The 21304-nt window shown below is 70.7% G+C and carries 20 protein-coding genes and 1 pseudogene; 16 read left to right on the top strand and 5 right to left on the bottom strand.

Annotated elements, in window-relative coordinates:
* Nucleotides 1-55: 55 nt before the first annotated feature.
* Both OG892_RS32865 and OG892_RS32870 read right to left on the bottom strand, forming a co-directional pair.
* Complete coding sequence (locus tag OG892_RS32865) at nt 56-955, bottom strand: 2-hydroxy-3-oxopropionate reductase (protein ID WP_327339735.1); 900 nt, start codon at nt 953-955, stop codon at nt 56-58.
* A gap of 44 nt (nt 956-999) precedes the next feature.
* Nucleotides 1000-1842, bottom strand: a complete 843-nt coding sequence (locus OG892_RS32870) for a TIM barrel protein (protein WP_371630967.1) — start codon at nt 1840-1842, stop codon at nt 1000-1002.
* 269 nt (nt 1843-2111) lie between these two features.
* Between OG892_RS32870 and OG892_RS32875 the strand changes: the two genes are divergently transcribed.
* From OG892_RS32875 to OG892_RS32930, 12 genes and pseudogenes are all read left to right on the top strand, one after another.
* A complete protein-coding gene (locus OG892_RS32875) occupies nt 2112-2636 on the top strand; it encodes a sigma-70 family RNA polymerase sigma factor (protein WP_371630968.1) in 525 nt (174 codons plus the stop codon).
* Nucleotide 2637: 1 nt separating this feature from the next.
* Nucleotides 2638-3375, top strand: coding sequence for a hypothetical protein (locus OG892_RS32880; protein ID WP_371630969.1), 738 nt, complete (start codon nt 2638-2640; stop codon nt 3373-3375).
* A gap of 41 nt (nt 3376-3416) precedes the next feature.
* Nucleotides 3417-3512 (top strand): annotated as a pseudogene (locus tag OG892_RS32885) (GntR family transcriptional regulator); the annotation flags it as partial.
* 141 nt (nt 3513-3653) lie between these two features.
* Nucleotides 3654-4823, top strand: a complete 1170-nt coding sequence (locus OG892_RS32890) for a lactonase family protein (protein ID WP_371630970.1) — start codon at nt 3654-3656, stop codon at nt 4821-4823.
* A gap of 86 nt (nt 4824-4909) precedes the next feature.
* Nucleotides 4910-5161 carry a hypothetical protein gene (locus OG892_RS32895; RefSeq protein WP_073735064.1) on the top strand — a complete coding sequence of 84 codons (252 nt, stop codon included), beginning with the start codon at nt 4910-4912 and terminating at the stop codon, nt 5159-5161.
* Complete coding sequence (locus OG892_RS32900; RefSeq protein WP_073735065.1) at nt 5158-5535, top strand: helix-turn-helix domain-containing protein; 378 nt, start codon at nt 5158-5160, stop codon at nt 5533-5535. The genes OG892_RS32895 and OG892_RS32900 overlap by 4 nt, the downstream gene beginning before the upstream one ends.
* Before the next feature lie 177 nt (nt 5536-5712).
* The gene (uraD, locus tag OG892_RS32905) at nt 5713-6222 is read left to right on the top strand and encodes a 2-oxo-4-hydroxy-4-carboxy-5-ureidoimidazoline decarboxylase (RefSeq protein WP_073735066.1); all 510 of its coding nucleotides are present in this window, start codon (nt 5713-5715) and stop codon (nt 6220-6222) included.
* Between the two features lie 28 nt (nt 6223-6250).
* Nucleotides 6251-6643: a hydroxyisourate hydrolase gene (gene uraH / locus OG892_RS32910; protein WP_327339739.1), complete on the top strand. Its 393-nt coding sequence runs from the start codon at nt 6251-6253 to the stop codon at nt 6641-6643.
* A 7-nt stretch (nt 6644-6650) separates the two neighbouring features.
* A complete protein-coding gene (pucL, locus tag OG892_RS32915) occupies nt 6651-7574 on the top strand; it encodes a factor-independent urate hydroxylase (protein ID WP_073735068.1) in 924 nt (307 codons plus the stop codon).
* 67 nt (nt 7575-7641) lie between these two features.
* Nucleotides 7642-9039, top strand: coding sequence for a nucleobase:cation symporter-2 family protein (locus OG892_RS32920; protein ID WP_371630971.1), 1398 nt, complete (start codon nt 7642-7644; stop codon nt 9037-9039).
* Nucleotides 9040-9081: 42 nt separating this feature from the next.
* A complete protein-coding gene (locus OG892_RS32925) occupies nt 9082-10479 on the top strand; it encodes an 8-oxoguanine deaminase (RefSeq protein WP_371630972.1) in 1398 nt (465 codons plus the stop codon).
* 281 nt (nt 10480-10760) lie between these two features.
* Nucleotides 10761-12152, top strand: coding sequence for a nucleobase:cation symporter-2 family protein (locus OG892_RS32930; RefSeq protein ID WP_073735214.1), 1392 nt, complete (start codon nt 10761-10763; stop codon nt 12150-12152).
* A gap of 79 nt (nt 12153-12231) precedes the next feature.
* Here OG892_RS32930 and OG892_RS32935 read toward each other — a convergent pair whose 3' ends face one another.
* The 3 genes from OG892_RS32935 to OG892_RS32945 form a co-directional block, all read right to left on the bottom strand.
* The gene (locus OG892_RS32935) at nt 12232-13092 is read right to left on the bottom strand and encodes a chitosanase (RefSeq protein WP_371630973.1); all 861 of its coding nucleotides are present in this window, start codon (nt 13090-13092) and stop codon (nt 12232-12234) included.
* A 152-nt stretch (nt 13093-13244) separates the two neighbouring features.
* Complete coding sequence (locus OG892_RS32940) at nt 13245-14087, bottom strand: chitosanase (protein WP_371630974.1); 843 nt, start codon at nt 14085-14087, stop codon at nt 13245-13247.
* A gap of 88 nt (nt 14088-14175) precedes the next feature.
* The gene (locus OG892_RS32945) at nt 14176-14781 is read right to left on the bottom strand and encodes a TIGR03086 family metal-binding protein (protein ID WP_371630975.1); all 606 of its coding nucleotides are present in this window, start codon (nt 14779-14781) and stop codon (nt 14176-14178) included.
* 195 nt (nt 14782-14976) lie between these two features.
* Between OG892_RS32945 and OG892_RS32950 the strand changes: the two genes are divergently transcribed.
* The 4 genes from OG892_RS32950 (at nt 14977) to OG892_RS32965 (ending at nt 21187) form a co-directional block, all read left to right on the top strand.
* The gene (locus OG892_RS32950) at nt 14977-15954 is read left to right on the top strand and encodes a fibronectin type III domain-containing protein (RefSeq protein ID WP_328864829.1); all 978 of its coding nucleotides are present in this window, start codon (nt 14977-14979) and stop codon (nt 15952-15954) included.
* A 90-nt stretch (nt 15955-16044) separates the two neighbouring features.
* A complete protein-coding gene (locus OG892_RS32955; RefSeq protein WP_371630976.1) occupies nt 16045-17151 on the top strand; it encodes a M20/M25/M40 family metallo-hydrolase in 1107 nt (368 codons plus the stop codon).
* A gap of 5 nt (nt 17152-17156) precedes the next feature.
* On the top strand, nt 17157-18677 hold the full coding sequence (locus OG892_RS32960) for a YfcC family protein (RefSeq protein WP_371631729.1): 1521 nt from the start codon (nt 17157-17159) through the stop codon (nt 18675-18677).
* 221 nt (nt 18678-18898) lie between these two features.
* Entirely contained in the window at nt 18899-21187 is a 2289-nt protein-coding gene (locus tag OG892_RS32965) for a glycosyl hydrolase family 18 protein (protein ID WP_371630977.1), read from the top strand.
* Nucleotides 21188-21304 lie beyond the last annotated feature (117 nt).

Consider the following 21304-nt stretch of genomic DNA (forward strand, 5'->3'; position numbering starts at 1 on the left):
AGGTCACCCGGCGGGTGGTGCCGGCCGGACCCGCGCGGGGTCCGGCCGCATCGGATCAGTCCTGGACGGGCTGACCGGAGAGGCGCTCGACCGAGCGCAGCAGCGCCGAGTGGTCCAGGCCGCCGTCGCCCTGCGCGCGCAGCGAGGCGACGAGCTGGGCGACGACTCCGCCGACCGGCAGCGCGGCACCCACATTGCGGGCGGCGTCCGTGACGATGCCCATGTCCTTGTGGTGCAGGTCGATCCGGAAGCCGGGGGCGAAGTCCCGGTTCAGGAAGTTGGCCTTCTTGCGGGTCAGCACGGTCGAGCCGGCCAGTCCGCCGTTGAGGACGTCGAGCGCGGCGGCGAGGTCGACCCCGGACTTCTCCAGGAAGACGACGGCCTCGGCGCAGGCCTGGATGTTGACCGCGACGATCAGCTGGTTGGCGGCCTTCACCGTCTGGCCGGAGCCGTGCGGACCGCAGAGCACGATGGTCTTGCCCAGTGCGTCCAGCACCGGCTTGGCGGTGTCGAAGTCGGCCTGCTCGCCGCCCACCATGATGGACAGCACGGCCTCGATCGCACCGGCCTCGCCGCCGGAGACGGGGGCGTCCAGGACCCGGATGCCCTTCTCGGTGGCGTTCTTCGCGAGGTCCACGGAGGTCTGCGGGGTGATCGAGGACATGTCGATCAGCAGCGCGCCGCGCTTGGCGTTCTCCAGGATGCCGTCGGGACCGTACGCGATGGCCTCGACCTGCGGGGAGGCGGGCACCATCGTGATGACCACGTCCGCGTCCTTGACCGCCTCGGCGATCGAGGACGCGCCGGTGCCGCCGGCCGCCGCCAGCCGGTCGACCTTGTCCTGCTCCAGGGTGTAACCGGTGACGTCGTAACCGGCCTTGATCAGGTTCTCGGACATGGGCGAACCCATGATGCCGAGCCCGATCCACGCAACCTTGGGGAGGTTGTTGCTCATGAGGGTGCCTTCCGATAAACGTGTGTACGAGTGACGGTCCGCCGCTACCGGCGGGCGGGCCTCGCGGTGGCCGGGAGCCACTCGACGGACTCGGCGCTCGGCCGGTCGCCCGGCTTGTACTCCAGGCCGACCCAGCCGTCGTAACCGGCCTTCGTCAGCTCGTCCAGGAGCTGCTCCAGGGGGAGCGCGCCGGTGCCGGGCGCGCCGCGCCCCGGGTTGTCCGCGATCTGGACGTGACCGGTCTTGCCGGCGTACGCGGTGATGACCTCGCTGAGGTCCTCGCCGTTCATCGACAGGTGGTACAGGTCCATCAGGAACTTCGCGTTGCCGAGGCCCGTCGCCGCGTTGATCCGGTCGACGACCTCGATCCCGGCCGGTGCGCTGACCAGCGGGTAGCGCGGCGACTCCGGCGCGTTCAGGGTCTCGATCAGCAGGATCGCCCCGATCCGGTCCGCCGCACGGGCGGCGAGGACCAGGTTCTCCAGGGCGAGTTCGTCCTGGACGCCGGGGTCCACGCCGTCGATCCGGTTGCCGTAGAGCGCGTTGAGCGCCTTGCAGCCGACCGAGGCGGCGAAGTCGGCCGCCACCTCGATGTTGGCGCGGAAGCGGTCCGACTCCGTGCCGGGCACGGAGAGCGCGCCGCGGTCGGGGCCGGGCAGCTGTCCGGCGTAGAAGTTCAGCCCCACCAGCTCGGTGCCCGCTTCGCCGAGCGCCTTCTTGAGGGCGTCGAGTTCGGCCTGCGGAGGGGTGGGGGTCTCGATCCAGGGCCACCACAGCTCGACCGCCGTGAAGCCCGCCGCGGCGGCTGCCGCGGGACGCTCCAGGAGCGGGAGTTCCGTGAAGAGGATCGAAAGGTTTACATCGAAGCGCTGGTCCGGGTAGCCCATGAGGGTTTCGGCGCTCCTTCCGTATTGCGGAAGTTAGTTTCTGCTTAACGGAAGATTGCCCGGAGGGCGGGCGGGCTGTCAAGGGGGTGCCCGGAATTCGGGCCCGTCAGGTGCTGCTCCCCGCTGTCGCGCATCGTCGCGCCGGGCCGTTCCAGGCAGGCCGGGCGACATCGGATGCCGTACGCGCCCGCGTCGAACGTTCCGCACCGCTGCGGCGTCGTAGGGGAAACGGGTGAGGAGAGGCGGGAGGGGAGGGCGTGTTGCTACGCATGAGGACGAGCCGCGGCCGGGGGACGGGCCGCGGTGCCGATGATCCGCTGGACGCGGCCCAGGAGCGCCGGGTGCGGGCCGTACTCGCACTCGGCGGAGTGCCGCAGGCGGACCTGCCGGACGGAGTGCAGCAGGTCCGCCTGCGGCTGTTGGAGCGGGCGGCGAGCGGCCGGGAGGCGCCGGACAACGTCTCCGCGTGGGCCGCGGTCGTCGCCTCCAACCTCGCCATGGACTGGCACCGCGCCAAGCACCGTCAAGAACGCCTCGGCGAGCGGCTGGCCTCGCTGCGGCAGGGGGAGACCTCCTCCGGCGAGGACACCCGGGTCATTTCGCTCGCCGTCGCCCAGGGCCTGGACGAACTGCCCGAGACACAGCGGCAGGTCCTCGTGCTGCGCTTCTACGCCGACCTGCCCGTCCGGGTGATCGCCCAGCAACTCGGCATCCCCGAGGGCACGGTCAAGAGCCGGCTGCACACCGCCGTCCGTGCCCTGCGCGAACGGCTTCACGAGGACGAGGTGGTATGACGTGACCGCCGAACACACGTCGGCCGGCGGCCAGGGCGAGGCGGACCCGCTGATGGCCGCGATCCTGGACGGACCGATGCCCCGCGCCGCGTATTGCGACGCCGGCCGTACGGCCGAGTACCGTGCGGCCCGCGCCGACCTCGCCGCGCTCCGCCGAGAACTCACCCTCATCGCCGGCGAGCTCACCGCTCAGGAGCCGGCGCAGCTCCCCGGCAGGGATGCGGCCGGACAGCGGCAGCGGTCGAGGCCGCCCCGCCGGGCGCGTCGGGGCCGGGCCGTCGCGGCGGGCCGCCTCGTGGCGGCCCTGGTCGTCTGTGCGGTGGCGGGGCTGACATGGTTCCTCGCCGTGGGCCGAACCGGGACGGGTCCGACCGGTGACGCCGCCGAGGGCAAGGTCTCCACCGGCGGGTACGTGGCCTGCGCGCGGCTGATCGTCGAGGGCACGGTCACCCAGGCCGGCCCCTTGCCCGGGACCACGCAGGACCGGATCGAAGTGGCCGTGGAGCGCCGCTACAAGCCACGAACGGGCCCCGCCCGGATCACCTTTCCGATGGACCACGACGTCTCCCCCCGCCTTCGGGTCGGTGACCACGTCCTCATCGCCATCCCCGGGCACGCGACCAGCCCCGACCTCTGGAGCACAGGCGAGAAGCAGATCGCCCACGACCGCGCCCGGATCCTCGCGGAGCTCAGGAAGTCCCACCCGTCGGCCTGCGACCGGGAAGCCGCCTCCGGCTGACCGTGGGCCGCGGAGCACGACGGTCCTGCCCGGCGCGTCGGGAAGGCGGACGCCACCCGGGGATCCCGCCGGGCGACTTCGCCCACCAGGACCCGGTCACCTCGTCCACCAGCGGCGACATCCGGTCCGGCGGCTGATGCCGCACGGCCCGCATGCGCGGTGCGGCCCGCATGCGCGTTGCGCCCCGCGCAATGACCGGTGCGCGTCTTGCGCCGGTCACCGGGGCAGGCCACTGTGGCTGACACATCCGACGCAGCCGACCCCACGAGGTGCCTCGCATGACCACCCCCACCAGCCGCCGCACCCTTCTCGGAGCACTCCTGGCGGGCGGCGCGCTCGCCGCCGCCCCCTCGCTGCCCCGCTCCGGACATTCCGGGCGGGCGCCGCGCTCCACCGGGGAGGGGGCGCGCAGGACCGCGACGCTCTTCCTCGGCACCTATACCTCGACGACGCCGGGAGGCACCGGAATCGGCGTGGCCTCGTACGACCCGGCCGCCGGCACCATCACCGACCGCACCGTCGTCACCGGCGTCGAGAACCCCTCGTACCTCGCGCTGCACCCCACCGGCTCCACGCTCTACGCCGTCGACGAGCAGCAGCAGGGCGGCGTCACGGCGGTGGCGCTCGCCGCCGACGGGACCTTCCGGGTGCTGGGGACGCGGGACACCGGCGGCGCCGGACCCGCCCACCTCTCCGTCCACCCCGGCGGAAAGTGGCTGTTCAGCGCCAACTACACCTCCGGCAGCGTCGCCGTGCACCCCCTCGCCGCCGACGGCACACCGGGGGAGCGCACCGACCTGGTCGCCCACACCGCACCCGCGCCGGGGCCGGGCCAGGACGGGCCGCACGCCCACCAGATCATCACCGCGCCGGACGGCGGCCACATCCTCGCCGTCGACCTGGGCAACGACACGGTGTACACCTACCGGCTCGACGAGGACCGGGGCACCCTGGAGCAGCTCTCGTACGCCGCGCTGCGGCCCGGCGCCGGACCGCGCGCCCTCACCTTCCACCCCGGCGGCCGGTACGCCTACCTGGCCTGCGAGGTCGACAACACGGTCGTGGTCTGCGGCTACGACCCCGCCACCGGCGTGCTGACCCCGGGCGCCCCGCAGTCCACCGGGACGGGCGGCGGCACCAGCTACCCGGCCCAGCTGCTGGTCACCGAGGACGGCCGCTTCGCCTACCTGGCCAACCGGGGGCACAACAGCCTCACCAGGTACGCCGTCGAGGACGACGGGGCCACGCTGCGGCTGCTGGACACCGTGCCGGTGGGCGGCGACTTCCCCCGGCACATCGCCTTCTCCCCGGACGGGGCGCTGCTCCTGGCCGCCAACCAGAAGTCCGGCACGGTCACGGTGTTCCGGGTCGACGCGGAGAGCGGCGCACTGGAGTCGGTGGGGACGCCCTTCGCCGCCCCGGCGGCGGTCTGCGTGCTGCCGCTCTGAAGACGGGTGCGGCGGTGTCCGTCCGTTAGGGTCGTGCCCGAGCTGCGGGGGTTCCCCGCCGCGGCGACCCGCACCATGGAGGCACCGTGCGCTTGAGAGTGGAGTTCACCACCGAGCCCTTCGATCTCGACGAGGCGCCGGCGCACGCCGTCGTCGCCCGCGAGATCGTCCAGTCGGCAGATCTGGACGCCGTGGACGTCGGCCCCTTCGGCAATACGGCCGAGGGCGGCGCCGACGAGGTGCTCACCGCGGTGGACTCCCTCCTGCGCGAGGCCCTGGCATCGGGTGCCACGCGGGTCTCCCTCCAGGTCAACGTGATCGGGGAGGACTCCAAGTGACCGAGCCCGCGGACCACCCCCTCGTCGCCGCGGTCAAGCCGCTCGTCGACGCCATGGGCGCCGAGCTGCTCGGTCCGGAGCAGGCGCTCCCGGACGACGTCGTGCTGGCCTGGGAGGGCCTGGACGTCATCGCGGTCCGGCTGCCGCAGCTCTCGGACTCGTTGGATCACATTCTGGCCGCCATGGAGCGCCGGCACGGCATGCCGCTCGCCGAGCTGGACCGCAGGGCCAAGCAGGAGGCCGTCCGGACCCTGGAGGCACGCGGTGCCTTCTCCGTGCGGCACGGTGTGGAGACGGTGGCGGGGGCCCTGGGGGTCAGCCGGTTCACCGTCTACAACTACCTGAACAGGGATATCGGCCCGAAGAGCGAGTAGTTGGGTGCGTGGACGGTTTCGGTCCGCGCAGCGTCATGGAAGGCCGTCGTCCGGATCATCGGGCGACGGCCTTTTACATGAACGTAATTTCAACAAAGTGTTGACGTGGTGTTGTGGAGGGCGTTAGCTATCCGCAGCCCGACCGACGCACAGCGAAAAACAGCCACGGAGGCTCCCGTGACTTCGAGCTCCACACCGGGCCTGGCCCGGTTCAACACCCTGGCGGACCGCGAGGCGGCCGCAGCACTGCACGAGGTCTGTGCCAGTGCGGCCTGGGGGAGAGCGATCCTCTCCGGGCGCCCCTACGCCACCGCCGAAGCCCTGTTCCGTGCGAGCGACACCGCCACGGCGGCCCTCGACGCGCAGGACCTGGCCGAAGCCATGGCCGGCCACCCGCCGATCGGCCGCCCGAAGCCCGGGGACCCGACCTCCTCCCGCGAACAGCGGGGGATGGCCGGCGCCACCGAGGAGCTCAAGACCGAAATGCTCGAACTCAACCTGGCCTACCAGGAGCGGTTCGGACACGTCTTCCTGATCTGCGCCACCGGGGCCACCGGTGAGCAGATGCGCGACGCGCTGAAGACCCGGTCCGGGAACTCGCCCGAGGAGGAGCGCGGACACGTGCGCACCGAACTGGGCAAGATCAACCGCATCAGGCTGACCCGTCTCGTCACGGAAGACGCGTAAGACCCGCAACCGAAGGAGAGTGAAGGTCTTGAGCACCTTCGCCACCGCATCGGTGTCCACGCACATCCTGGACACCAGCATCGGCCGCCCCGCCGCGGACGTCGCCATCTCGCTCGAGGCCCGCACCGGCAGCGACGCGCAGTGGGTGTCCCTCGGCGGCTCCGCGACCGATGCGGACGGGCGCTGCAAGGACCTGCCGGCCCTGCCGGAGGGCACCACCCACGTACGGCTCGACTTCCGGACCGAGCCGTACTTCGCCAGCAAGAAGCAAGCCGAGGCGCAGCAGGACGCCCCCCGCGTAAGGGACAGCGGTGCGTTCTTCCCGGAGGTGGCGATCACTTTCGCCGTCACCCCGGGCGAGCACTATCACGTACCGCTGCTGCTCAACCCGTTCGGCTACTCCGTATACCGAGGGAGCTAGCAGACACATGCCCACGATTCTCGGCCAGAACCAGTACGGCAAAGCAGAGAACCGCGTCGTCAAGATCACGCGGGACGGCGACACCCACCACATCAAGGACCTGAACGTCTCGGTCGCCCTGTCGGGTGACATGCAGGACGTGCACTACTCCGGCTCGAACGCGAACGTCCTTCCCACGGACACCACCAAGAACACGGTGTTCGCGTTCGCCAAGGAGCACGGCATCGAGTCCGCCGAGCAGTTCGGCATCCACCTGGCGCGTCACTTCGTGACGAGCCAGGAGCCGATCAAGATCGCTCGGATCCGGATCGAGGAGTACGCCTGGGACCGCATCGCGACCTCCGGCGGCAACTCCCAGTTCATCGGTGCCGACGAGGTCAAGCACTCCTTCGTCCGCAAGAACCAGGAGATCCGCACCGCTCAGATCACCTACGACGGCGAGTCGTGGCAGGTCATCTCGGGTCTCAAGGACCTCACGGTGATGAACTCGACCAACTCCGAGTTCTGGGGCTACGTCAAGGACAAGTACACGACGCTCAAGGAGGCGTACGACCGCATCCTGTGCACCGACGTCTCGGCCCGCTGGCGCTACAACTGGACCAGCGACGAGCAGCGGATGCCGAACTGGGAGAAGTCCTACGAGCAGGCGCGCAAGCACATGCTCCACGCCTTCGCCGAGACGTACTCCCTCTCGCTCCAGCAGACCCTCTACCAGATGGGTTCGCGGATCATCAACAGCCGCAGCGAGATCGACGAGATCCGGTTCTCGCTGCCGAACAACCACAACTTCCTTGTGGACCTTGAGCCGTTCGGCCTCAAGAACGACAACGAGGTCTACTTCGCCGCCGACCGTCCTTACGGGCTCATCGAGGGCACCGTGCTGCGCGACGGCATCGAGCCGCAGATCCCGGTCGATCTGACCAACCTCTGACGCGGCGCCGCGCCGGTCCCCGTCCGTCCACAGCGGACGGGGACCGGCCGGGCCGGAGGGAACTCCCATGGCACAGCCTGCACTTGGGCCTGCTGCAGCAGAAGGTCCATGTCCCACCCCACCGGACGGCCCGATCCATCCGGTGGACGAAAAGCTTGCCCCGTCGCGGCTCCTGCCCGCCGCGCTCCAGCACATCGCCGCGATGTACGCGGGCGTCGTCACCCCTCCGCTCATCATCGGACAGGCCGTCGGCCTCGACACGGCGGGGCTGACCCGGCTGATCGCGGCCAGCCTCCTCATAGCCGGCTGCGCCACCATCCTGCAGACCCTCGGCATCGGGGGCTTCGCCGGCAACCGGCTGCCGTTCGTCAACGCGGCCTCCTCCGCCGGGATCGCGCCGATGCTCGCCATCGCGGAGACCAGCGCGCCGGGCCACCAACTCCCGGCGATCTACGGCGCGGTGCTCGTCGCGGGCGTGTTCTGCCTGCTCGTGGGGCCGTTCTTCGGACGGCTGCTCCGGTTCTTCCCGCCGCTCGTCACCGGCGTCGTCATCACGCTCATCGGCGTCACGCTGATGCCGGTCCCGGTCTCCTGGGCGCAGGGCGGCGACAAGACCGCCGCCGACTTCGGCGCGATGAAGTACCTCGCGCTGGCCGCCTTCACCCTGGCCGTCATCCTGGTCATCCAGCGGTTCGGCCGCGGCTTCCTCAAGCAAGTCGCCTTGCTGATGGGGCTGTTGATCGGTACCTTGGCCGCCATCCCGTTCGGCCTCGCGGACTTCTCGGCCCTGCGCTCCGCTCCGCTCGCCGCACTGCCCACCCCCTTCGCCTTCGGCGCACCGGAGTTCCAGCCCGCCGCGATCCTCTCCCTCTGCATCGTGATGCTCGTCCTGATGACCGAGTCGTCCGCCGGAATGCTGGCACTCGGTGAGATCTGCGACCGGCCCACCGACGGCCGGACCATCACCCGCGGACTGCGCACCGACGGCATCGCCACCCTCGTCGGACCGGTCTTCGGCGGCTTCCCGACGAGCGCCTTCGCCCAGAACGTCGGCGTCGTCTCCCTCACGGGGGTACGGAGCCGGTACGTCGTCGCGACCGCCGGCGGCGCCCTGCTGATCCTCGGCGTCTTCCCGGTGCTCGGCGCGGTCGTCTCGCTCGTCCCGATGCCCGTGCTCGGCGGCGCCGGCATCGTCCTGTTCGGCTCGATCGCGGTGAGCGGCATCCGTACGCTCTCCGAGGCCGGGCTCGACGACAGCTCCAACATCATCCTGGTCGCCGTGGCGCTCGGCGCGGGCATCATCCCGCTCGCCGCGCCCGGCTTCTACGCGGGATTCCCGTCCTGGGCGCAGACCGTCCTGGGCTCCGGCATCAGCGCCGGAGCGCTCGTCGCGGTCCTGCTCAATCTCTTCTTCCACCATCTCGGCACCCACAGCCGCTCGGCCGTGGCACTCAAATCCTCCTAGGGTCCTGCCGTGCCCACATCGCTGATGAGAGAAGGAAGCACCATGGCAGCACAGGCAGCGACCGAGCGCGTGGAACGCATCGTCATCGAGAACTGTTCGATCGCCACCGTCGACGCCGACGACACCGAGTACGCCTCGGGCCATGTCGTCGTCGCCGGCAACCGGATCGAGTCGGTCGGCGCAAGCCGGGCGCCGGAGGGCCTGGACAACGTCGTACGCCGGATCGACGGCACCGGTCATCTCGTCACGCCCGGCCTGATCAACACGCACCACCACTTCTACCAGTGGATCACCCGCGGCCTGGCGACCGACCACAACCTCTTCGAGTGGCTGGTCGCGCTGTACCCGACCTGGGCGCGCATCGACGAGCCGATGGCCCGCGCCGCCGCGCAGGGCTCGCTCGCCACGCTGGCCCGCGGCGGTGTCACCACCGCGATGGACCACCACTACGTGTTCCCGCGCGGCTCCGGCGACCTGTCCGGCGCGATCATCGGCGCCGCCCGCGAGATGGGCGTACGGTTCACCCTCGCCCGCGGCTCCATGGACCGCAGCGAGAAGGACGGCGGACTGCCGCCGGACTTCGCCGTGGAGACCCTCGAAGGCGCGCTCGCCGCCACCGAGGCCACCATCGACGCGCACCACGACGCCTCCTTCGACGCGATGACCCAGATCGCCGTCGCACCCTGCTCCCCGTTCTCCGTGTCCACCGAACTGATGCGGCAGGGAGCGGAGTTGGCCCGCCGTCGCGGGGTGCGGCTGCACACCCACGGCTCGGAGACCGTGGAGGAGGAGAAGTTCTGCCACGAGCTGTTCGGCATGGGCCCGACCGACTACTTCGAGTCGACCGGCTGGCTCGGCGACGACGTGTGGATGGCGCACTGCGTCCACATGAACGACTCCGACATCGCCGCCTTCGCCCGCACCGGCACCGGCGTCGCGCACTGCCCGTCCTCCAACGCCCGCCTCGCCGCGGGCATCGCCCGGGTCCCGGACATGCTCGCCGCCGGCGTCCCGGTCGGCCTCGGCGTCGACGGCACCGCGTCCAACGAGTCCGGCGAGCTCCACACCGAACTGCGCAACGCCCTCCTCATCAACCGCCTCGGCCCGCACCGCGAACGCGCCCTGAACGCCCGTCAGGCGCTGCGCCTGGGCACGTACGGCGGCGCCCAGGTCCTCGGCCGCGCCGACCAGATCGGCTCCCTGGAGCCCGGCAAGCTCGCGGACCTGGTCCTGTGGAAGCTGGACACCATCGCCCACGCCTCCATCGCCGACCCGGTGACCGCCCTGGTGTTCGGTGCCGCAGCCCCCGTCACCCTCTCGCTCGTCGACGGCAAGCCGGTCGTCGAGGGCAACCACCTGACCACCGTGGACGAGGACACCATCGCCCGCGCCACCCGCGACGAGGCCCGCCGCCTCGCCCAGATCGCCGCCGGGGCCTGACGCCCGGCGCCCCCCGACTGGCCGGCCGAGGGGGACGGCCCTCGACCGGCCGCCGTGGACCCGAGCGGGGCCCACGGCAACCGGTACGGGAGGCGCGTACCCATACGTACGCGTCCCCCGTACCGCTGAACCCAAAGCTGCCCGCACCAGCTGCACGAACTGCACCAACGCTCCACCTCCCTGATACCCACGTCACCGCAGACGTGTACCCGACCGGAGGAACCGCCGTGGCAGCTACGCCCAGGTTTCGCAATGACGCAGACGCAGCATCCGACCCCGACATATCGGAGCCGGCCCAGCCCGACCGCACTCATCCGGTCGACGAGACCCTTCCCCCACTGAGGATGTTCACCAGCGGCCTTCAGCACGTGGCCGCGATGTACGCGGGTGTGGTGGCCCCGCCCATGGTGGTGGGCCCCGCTGTGGGGCTCACCCCGAAGGAGACCGCCTTCCTGGTGGCGGCGAGCCTGTTCACCGCGGGCATCGCCACCCTGCTCCAGACCCTCGGCTTCTGGCGCATCGGCGCCCGGCTGCCGTTCGTCAACGGCGTCTCGTTCGCCGGGGTCACCCCCATGGTCGCGATCGGCAAGGACCGGGGGCACGACGGCATAGCCGTCATCTTCGGCGCGATCATCGTCGCCAGCCTCCTCGGCTTCGTCCTCGCGCCGTACTTCTGCAAGCTGGTCCGCTTCTTCCCGCCCGTCGTCACCGGCACGGTCATCACCCTGATCGGTGTCTCCCTGCTGCCGGTCGCCTTCAACTGGTCCCAGGGCGGCAACGCCACGGCCGACGACTACGGTTCCACCACCAACATCATCATGGCGGCGGTCACCCTGGTGATCGTCCTCGCGCTGAGGAAGCTGCTCCGCGGCTTCCTCCAGCAGATCGCGATCCTGCTCGGACTCATCATCGGCACGCTCATCGCGATCCCGGTCGGCATCACCGACTTCGGTGCCATCAAGGACGCCGACGTCGTCGGCTTCCCCACCCCGTTCCACTTCGGGGCACCGCAGTTCGAGATCGCCGCGATCGTCTCGATGTGCATCGTCATGCTCGTCTGCATGACCGAGTCGACCGCGGACATGCTGGCCCTCGGCAAGATCGTCGACCGGCCGGCCGACGAGCGGACCATCGAGGGCGGGCTCCGCGCGGACACCCTGGGCAGTGCCGTCAGCCCGCTGTTCAACGGCTTCATGTGCAGCGCCTTCGCCCAGAACATCGGGCTGGTCGCGATGACCAAGGTCCGCAGCCGCTTCGTGGTGGCCACGGGCGGCGGCATCCTCATCGTGCTCGGACTGGTCCCGGTGGCCGCGTCCGTCATCGCGCTCGTCCCGCTGCCGGTGCTCGGCGGCGCGGGCATCGTGCTCTTCGGCTCTGTCGCCGCGAGCGGCATCCAGACCCTGGCGACCGCCGCCCTGGAGAAGGGCGAGAACGCACTGATCGTGGCCGCGGCCGTCGGCATAGGCCTGATCCCGATCGCCGCACCGGACTTCTACCACGCGTTCCCCAAGGACCTGCTCGTGGTGCTGGACTCCGGGATATCCACCGGATGTGTCGTGGCGATCGTCCTCAACCTGGCCTTCAACCACCTCGGCCGCAAGCCGGACGAGGAGGAGGATGCCGAGACGGTGACCGAGGAGCTCGCCAACGCGGCTCCGGTGAACGTGCACTGACGTACCGTCACAGCGCTGTGGCGCGTACGGCCCCGCCCGCGAGGGGGAGCCGTACGCGCCACAGCCGTGCCCGGAACCGTCAGCCGATGTGGAAGCTGTCGCCGTACACCTTCCAGTCGAGCGGCGGGTCCAGGTTCAGATTGCCGTTCTTCAGAAAGACCCGCTGGGCGGTGTCCACCCGGCTGGTGTCCGAGTGGGCCTCCTCCTGCTGCATGGCCCAGACCCGCGCGTCCAGGAAGGCGTTGAGGTAGCCGACCTCGTCGCCGCCCTGGGCCGGCGGCTTCGCCTTCGCCAGGGCGCGCTTGCGGATGCTGCTGAAGCTCGTGCTGTCGCCGCCGTCGCCGTGCATGACGATGGCGTCGTAGTACGCGAACTGGCCGAGCGTGCCCAGTCCGTCGCTCTTGCCCCGGCTGACCGCCGGATCGAAGTACACCCGGTCGCGCTCGTCGTTCTGCGCCTGCTGGAACGCCGAGTCGGCCGCGGCCTTCTTCCAGGCGGCCTGGAAGCCGGGGTCGAGCCCGTCGTGCGAGTCGGTGCCGTCCACCTCGCGCAGGGCCGGCAGGTACTTCGCGAGCGGGTTGCCCGGCTCGCGCTGGGTGTACAGCTCCACGAGGTCCAGCATGTCGCCGGTGCCGGAGCAGAAGCCGATGATGCCCGCGGTGTAGCCGCGGCCGTCGTCGATGTCCTCGATGTACTTGTACTGGGACTTCCAGTCCAGCGAGGAGTTCTCCGCGCTGGACACCAGTTGCATGGCGATGTCCTTCGTCGCCGGATCGTCCAGCCCGGTCGCGGCGGCCTCCTGGTGGTGAACGGCCGGCGGTGCGGAGGTGCCGGCGAATGCGGTGGCGGGAACAGCCGTGAGTGTCAGCCCGAGCGCGACGAGCGCGACGCGCAGCGTACGGGTGTTGCGACGTGCGGTGCGCTTGTGGGGAGCGTTCACCAGTCCTCCAAGGGAGTTCGTCGTTCCGACTCTTCTGTTAGGAAGCTTTCCTATCAGAGTCGAACGAGTGTCGTACACCCCTGTGACGCATACGAGTTGTGCGTGTCCCGGAATTCGGTTCGTGGGCCGCTCGTGCCGACGGAGCGGCCTGGCTACGGGCCGTCGATCCGGTAGTCGTCCCCGTACACCTTCCAGTCGAGCGGCGGGTCCAGGTTCAGATTGCCCTTCCTCAGGAACACCCGCTGGGCCGTCTCGACCCGGCTGGTGTCGGCGTGCGAGGGCTCCTCCTCGCGCATCGCCGCGACCCGGACGTCCAGGAACGCGTCGAGATACGCCCTCTCGTCGCCGCCCCGCGCGGGGGGACGTGCCTCGGCGAGCGCGCGGCGGCGCATGGTGCGGAAGCCGACCGTGCCCTCCGCGTCGCCGGAACCGTGCATCACGTAGGCGTCGTAGTAGATGAACTGGCCCAGCGCGCCGAGTCCGTCCGCCTTCGCCTGTGCGACCGCGGGGCCGAAGTAGGACGCGTCCCGCTCGGTGTCCTGCGCGGAGCGGAAGGCGGCGTCACCGGCCGCGTCCGCCCAGGCCTCGGTGAAGCGGCGGCCGAGCCCGGTGTGCGCGTCGCTGCCCTCGACCTTCCGCAGCGCCGGAACGAACCGCTCCAGCGGATTTCCGGGCCGGGCCTCGGCGTACCGCTCGACGACCCGGCGCATGTCGCCGGTGCCGGAGCAGAAGCCGATGATGCCCGCGGTGTAGCCGCGGCCGTCGTCGATGTCCTCGATGTACTTGTACTGGGACTTCCAGTCCAGGGTGGAGTTCTCCGCGCTGGAGACCAGCCGCATGGCGATGTCCTTCTTCGCCGGATCGTCCAGTCCGGCCGCCGGGGACCCCTTGCCGTACGCGGCGTCCGGACCGGCCCCGGAGCAGCCGGAGAGCACGGCCGCGGCCAGGGCGAGGGCGGCGGCCGATGCGATCAGGGAGCGTGTGCTGAGCTTCACCGCTCCAGCCTGCCAGGCCGCGGGGGCGGTACGTCCCGTTCGCGGCGTTCGTCAGCCGGTCAGGTGAGCGTGCCCCGGGGCCGGAGCGTCAGTCGCCCGGCTGCCAGTCGGGGCGCCGGCCGCTGCGCGCGACGGCCCGGTTCAGCAGGGGTGTGTCCTGCGGCACCGGGACCGGCGGGCCGAAGGGCGAGCCGGCCGGCGGGTTGTCGCCCAGGTCCGCCAGCAGCGCCAGCGTGGAGTCCAGGTGCGCCTCCTCGGCCCGGAACGGCTGCCCGGTCGACCGCGCCAGATCCCAGCCGTGCAGCACCAGCTCGTTGAGCGCGACCATGCCCGCGATCTCGCCCGGCAGATCGACACTGCCCGCCCGGGTCATGCCCTGCCAGGCCTCCGGGGAGCGCCAGGCGGTGACCATCTCGTCGAGCGCCTGCGGCAGCGTGTCGCGCCAGCCGTCCGCGAGCACCATCTCCTCCACCGAGGGCCCCGTGTCGGTCGTCGCCCCCAGCTCCTTGTGCGCGGCATCGCGGAAGGCCACGGCGAGCCCGCCGATGTGGGCGAGCAGGGCGCTCACCGTGACGCCGGGGCAGGGGGTCGGTGCCGACAGCCGGGTGTCGTCCACCGCGTCGAGCAGCTCGGCGATCTGCTGGGCCGCCGGTGCCAGGTCCTGCGGGGGAGCGGTCTTCGTCTCGTTGTCCATACAGTGCAGACTCCCCGGGCGCCCCGAACTCATCGCCCGGCGACGCGCCGGATTCCGGGACCCTCGGGCCGGGGAGCGGTGGGGGCGCGGTGCACACCGGCACATTGCGGAAGGTTCCGCTCCGTCCCCTTGTCGGGAACCCCCGCACCGTGCGATACAGGTCTGGACCATTGCTGCCGGACGGAAGGCAAGACCGTGCAACGCCCCCACGCAACCGCCGCGTTGGCCTGCTCAGCCGCCCTGCTCCTCGCCACCCTCACCGCCTGCGGCTCCGACGCCGAGGCCGACACCAGCAGCCCCACGGCGCCGCACGGGGTGACGGTGCAGGCCGGCAGCGCCACCTCCGCGCACGTGATGTGGGAGGCGGCCACCGACGACAAGGCCGTCACCGCGTACGAGATCTACCGCAAGGGCAAGAAGGTCAAGACCGTCCCGGCCGCCAGGGTGATGATCGACATCGACGGGCTGACGGCCTCGACCGCCTACAGCTTCACCGTCCGCGCCCGCGACGCCGCCGGAAACCTCTCCGAGCCCAGCGCCGCCGCTTCCGTGACCACCCCGGCCCCGACCCCGGCCGACCACGAGGCCCCCACCCGGCCGGTGCAGCTGCGCGGCAAGGCCGACGGCAGTCGGGCGGCGAAACTGTCCTGGGGCGGCTCCACGGACGACATCGGCGTCACCTCGTACGACATCTACCAGGAGGGCTCGCGCATCCACACCGTGCCCGGCACGCAGACCACGGCACGCCTGACCGGGCTGCGGCCCGGCACCGTCTACACCTTCACCGTCCGCGCCCGGGACGCCGCCGACACCTCGTCGAAGGACAGCGACTCCTTCGACCTCACCACGGCGTCCGCCCCCGGCGCGCCGGCCTCCACCGCCCCCACGGACCTGCGGATCACCAGCACCGCCCAGGGCAAGGAGTACGCCGTCGACCTGGATTGGAAGCAGCCCAGGACCGGTGGCGAGATCCCCGCCTACCAGCTCTACCTGGACGGCCGGCTGACCACCACGATCGTCTGGGGAGGCAAGCCGCCCGCAGGCCGGGCGAGCTACCGGCTGACCGTCAGCGACCCGCGCGGCACCCGCTACGCGATGAAGCTCCGCGCCAAGCTCCCGGACGGTAAATGGGGGGACTTCTCCGCCTCGCGGACGGTGGTACTGGGCGGCTGACCGGCCCTCAGCCGTGCGAGCGTCCGCCCCATATGATCCATTTGACCCCGAACCTCCTTGACGGGCTCCACGAGGAACAGGGGATGGGCGATGGATCTCGGCTCCCGCGTCGACACGCTGATGGACGGGCTCACCGCGGACCTGCAGCGGCTGACGGCCATCCCGTCCGTCGCGCTCCCAGGCTTCCCCGCCGAACCCGTGCGGCAGGCCCACGACCTGCTCGTGGACCTGCTGCGCGGCGCGGGCGTCGAACGGCTCGACCTGCCGGACACCGCACCGGTCATCGTCGCCGAGGTCCCGCCGCCGACGCCGGACGCCCCGACCGTGCTGCTCTACGGCCACTACGACGTACAGCCCCCCGGCGACGAGAGCCTGTGGCTCTCACCGCCCTTCGAACCCACCCCCGTGGCGGTCGGACTGCGCGCCCGGGGCATCGCGGACGACAAGTCGAACCTGATCGTGCACCTCGGCGTACTGAGGGCCTACGAGGGCAGGCCGCCCACCGGCCTCCGAATCGTCCTGGAGGGCCAGGAGGAGTACGGCAGCGCCTTCGACGACTACCCGCCCACGGACCCGGACCGCTTCGCCTGCGATGCGATGGTCATCGCCAATCTGAACCTGCGATTCCACCCCCAGCAGGACCCGGAGGAGGCGCTCGGGCTGTTAGTGCCGCGTCAGTCGAGGTTCGCCCCGTCGCGACGCCCGGCACACACTCTCGGCGCACCGGCCGAAAGCCCAAGTACATCCAGTACGAGGGCTTCCGGCCGGCACGCCGAGAGCACGCACCGGACGCCGCGCCTCTACGGGCAAACCTCGACTGACGCGGCACTAGTCACCCACTTGGAGGCACTGCGCCCGTTCGGAATCCCGCTCACCGTCACCCCCGGCGACACCGGCCCCGGATTCGAGCCCGCGACCGGCGGACCCGCCTACCGGGCCGCGCTGACCTCCCTGCGCGAGGGCTGGGGCAAGGAACCCGCGTACGTCGCGAGCGGCGGCTCGATCCCGCTCGTCAACGGCCTCGCCAAGGCCGTCCCCGGCGCCGAGATCCTGCTCTTCGGCGCCCAGTACAGCATGTGCAATCCGCACGCCCCCAATGAGCGGGTCCTCTTCTCCGAGCTCCGCTCCGCCGTCATCGCGGAGGCCGCGTTCCTGCGGGAGTACGCCGCCGCGCACCGCGACGGGAGCGCCGCGTGAGCACCCTGGACACCGGAACCCCGACGGAGGAGAAGCCGCCACAGGGGCGGAAGTTCGTCTTTCCCAGTGCCCTGACCGTACTGGTCGTCGTCACGCTCGCCGTCTGGGCGCTGGCCTTCCTGATTCCGTCCGGCGCGTACGACCGCACCAAGGCGGGTGCGCCGATCCAGGGTACGTACCACCGCGTCCCCTCCGGCCAGAGCGTCGTCGACCGGCTGAACGACCTCTTCCTCTCCCCGGTCAACGGCCTGTACGGGGTGCAGGACGTCAAGACCGGCCAGGTCGGCCCGGACCTGGCCGGCGAACTGTACGGCAGCGCGGGCGTGTTCCTCTTCGTCATCGCGATCGGCGCCTTCATCACCGTCGTCTTCGCCACCGGCGCACTCGACCTGGGGATCGGCCGCCTCGCCCACCGGCTGCGCGAGCGCGGCGCACTGCTCATCGCGGGCGTGATGCTGGTCTTCTCACTGCTCGGCACGGTCGAGGGCTTCGCGGAGGAGACCCTCGGCTTCTACGGACTGATCGTCCCGCTGATGCTCGCCCTCGGCTACGACCGGATGGTCGCCACCGGCACGATCATCCTCGGCGCGGGCGTCGGCGTGCTCTGCTCCACGGTCAACCCGTTCGCCACCGGGGTCGCCTCCGCCGCCGCCGACATCTCGCTGGGTGACGGGATCGTGCTGCGCGCGGTGATGTGGGTCGTTCTGACGGCGGTGACGATCGGCTATGTCATCCGGTACGCCAACCGCGTGCGCAAGGACCCGGACCGCTCGCTCTCCGGCTTCCTGCCCGGCGACCGCGAACACGCGGCGGCGGAGACGGACGAGCCGCCCGAACTCACCTCGCTCCACCGCCTGGTCCTGGTCCTGGTCGGTCTGACCTTCGCCTTCATGATCTTCTCCGTGGTCCCGTGGTCCAGCGCCCTCACCGGCAAGGCGGACGCCACCCCGTACGGCTTCGAGCTGGGCTGGTCCTTCCCGGAGCTCGCCGCGCTCTTCCTGGTGGCGGCCGTTCTCGTCGGCATCGTCGCCCGGTTCGGTGAGCAGAAGATCAGCGCGACGGTCGTCCAGGGCGCCGCCGACTTCATCTCGCCCGCACTGGTCATCGTGCTGGCCCGCGGGGTCACGGTCATCATGAACAACTCCCGGATCACCGACACCGTCCTGCACTCCATCGAGGGCCTGGTCTCCGGCACCTCCTCCGCGGTGTTCGCGGTCGTCGTGTTCGTCGTCAACCTGCCGCTGGCCTTCCTCATCCCGTCCACCTCGGGGCACGCGACCCTGGCCATGCCGATTCTGGCCCCGCTGGCCGACTTCGCGGGCGTCTCGCGCGCCGTCGTCGTCACGGCCTGGCAGGCGGCCAGTGGCTGGATGAACCTGTGGGTGCCCACGACGGCGGTGACGATCGGCGGGGTGGCGCTGGCCAAGGTGGGCTACGACAAGTACCTGCGCTTCGTCTGGCCGCTGCTCGCCGTCCTGGCGGTGCTGATCTGCGCGTTCGTGGCGATGGGAGCGGTAGGGACATGAGGGATGCGAGGTGCGCGAGGGGTGCGGGGGAGGCGTGAGAGGGGCGTGAGGGCGGGGCCCGCGCGGTGATGGCCGGCGAGGCATAAGTGGTCTGTACCTATTGGTCTGAACCTATTGACGCGATGGTCCAGACCAATTAGTTTCCCCTGTGCTCCATGGAACGAAGGACACCAGCTCCCCCCTCAGGACCTCCTCACGGGTCCCTGCCACAAGGGAGAACCATGTTCGAGCACATGCCTCTCAGACGGAGAACGGCGACCGCACTGGTCGCCGCACTCGCCCTCCTACTCGCCCTGCTGTCCCTCCAGGCCACGCCCGCGCACGCGGCGGGCAAGCTGACGGCCACGTTCACCTCGGCCGACAACGGCCCCTGGTGGAAGGGGACGTACATCCTGCACAACGACACCGACGCCGCCGTCACCGGCTGGAGCCTCGAATTCGACCTGCCGTCCGGGGTCGCGATCAGCAGCTCCTACAACGGCACCGTCACCACCCAGGGCAGCCACATCACCGCGGTCAACGCCCACTACAACGGCACGGTCGCCGCACACAGCACCACCGAGCCGTACAGCTTCTGGTTCGTCGCCACCGGACCGATCACCGCGCCCACCGGCTGCCGGATCAACGGCGACAAGTGCGACGGCTCCGCGGACGCCCCGCCGGGCGCGCCCGCCGGGCTGAAGAAGACCGACGTCAGCGCCCGCACCGCCTCGCTGTCCTGGACGGCCGCCACCGCCGGGGACTTCCCCGTGGCCTCGTACGACATCCTGGCGGGAGGCAAGGTGATGGGCTCGGCCACCGCCGCGACCTCCGCCACGGTCACCGGCCTGACGCCCGCCACCGCCTACGCCTTCACCGTCCGGGCCAAGGACACCCGGGGCAACATGTCCGCCGCGAGCGCGCCGCTGACCGTCACCACCGTCGACCCGGCCACCGACACCTCCCCGCCGACGGCCCCCGGCGCGCTGCACTCCACCGCGACCGACTCCTCGTCCGTCACGCTGGCCTGGACCGCCGCCACGGACAACCAGCGGGTCGTCACGTACGACATCTACAAGGGCGGCGCCCTGGCCACCACGGTCTCCGGCACCACGACCACCGCCACCATCGGCGGACTGTCCCCCTCGACCTCGTACGCCTTCACGGTCAAGGCCCGCGACCCGGCGGACAACTCCTCGTCGGCCAGCAACACCCTCACGGTGAAGACCGACGACATCGTCGGCGCCGGCAACTACGCCAAGGTCGGCTACTTCGTCCAGTGGGGCATCTACGGCCGCCAGTACTTCGTGAAGAACCTCCAGGACTCCGGGGCCGCCGGCAAGCTCGACATCGTCAACTACGCCTTCGCCAACATCGATCCCAACAACCTCACCTGCCTGAACGGCGTCACCAAGGGCACCACCGCCGACCCCGAGGACCCCGAGCAGGGCACCGGCGCCGGTGACGCGGACGCCGACTACACCCGCCCGTTCAGCGCCGCCCAGTCGGTCGACGGCGTCGCGGACGACGGCTGGGGCAAACTGCGCGGAAACTTCAACCAGTTGAAGAAGCTGAAGAAGCTCCACCCGAACCTGAAGATCGTGGTCTCGCTCGGCGGCTGGACGTACTCCAAGTACTTCTCCGACGTGGCGGCCAGCGACGCGGCCCGCAAGAAGTTCGTCTCCTCCTGCATCGACATGTACATCAAGGGCAACCTGCCCGAGTACGGCGGCGCGGGCGGCCCCGGCACGGCGGCCGGCATCTTCGACGGCTTCGACATCGACTGGGAGTGGCCGGGCACCGGCACCGGACACCCCGGCAACCACTACTCGCCGAACGACAAGAACAACCTCACCCTGCTGCTCGCCGAGTTCCGCAAGCAACTGGACGCGCTGGGCGGCGGCCACCGCCTGCTCACCGCCTTCACCCCCGCCGACCCCCAGAAGATCGGTGACGGCTGGGACCTGGGCAAGGTCTTCGACTCCCTCGACGTGGCCAACGTCCAGGGCTACGACTTCCACGGCTCCGGCAGCGACAACTCCTGGGAACCGGACCGCACCGGTCACCAGGCCAACCTCTACAACGACGAGCAGGACCCGTACGACTTCCACTTCAGCGCGGACACCGCGATCAAGGCGTACACCGACGCGGGCGTCGAACCCCGCAAGCTGACCCTGGGCATCCCGTTCTACGGCCGTGGCTGGCAGAACGTCACCGACGGCGGCGCGGCGGGCGAATGGCAGTCCGCGGGCGGAGCCGCCCCGGGCCAGTTCGCCGAGGAGGCCGGTACCCGCGGCTACTCCAACCTCATCGGCGCCTACCCGACGATGGCGGTCCATCACGACGAGCAGTCCATCTCCACGTACGGCTACACCGGCAACCAGTGGTGGTCCTTCGACGACACCTGGTCCATCGGCAAGAAGACGGCCTACGTGAAGGACAAGGGCCTGCTGGGCGTCATGGTCTGGGAGATGTCGGGTGACACCCCACAGGGCACCCTGCTGGGCGCACTCGATTCCGGGCTGAAGTAGCCGGCCGGGAGGACGCGTATCGGCTCGCGGGGCCTCGCCGGGACTCCGCGAGCCTGCGAGCCCACTCCTGTACGTATGACGCCAAATCGATAGTTTCCACGCATAGCGGTACGCTGT

This window comes from Streptomyces sp. NBC_00341 (assembly GCF_041435055.1).
In the GTDB taxonomy this organism is placed as follows: domain Bacteria; phylum Actinomycetota; class Actinomycetes; order Streptomycetales; family Streptomycetaceae; genus Streptomyces.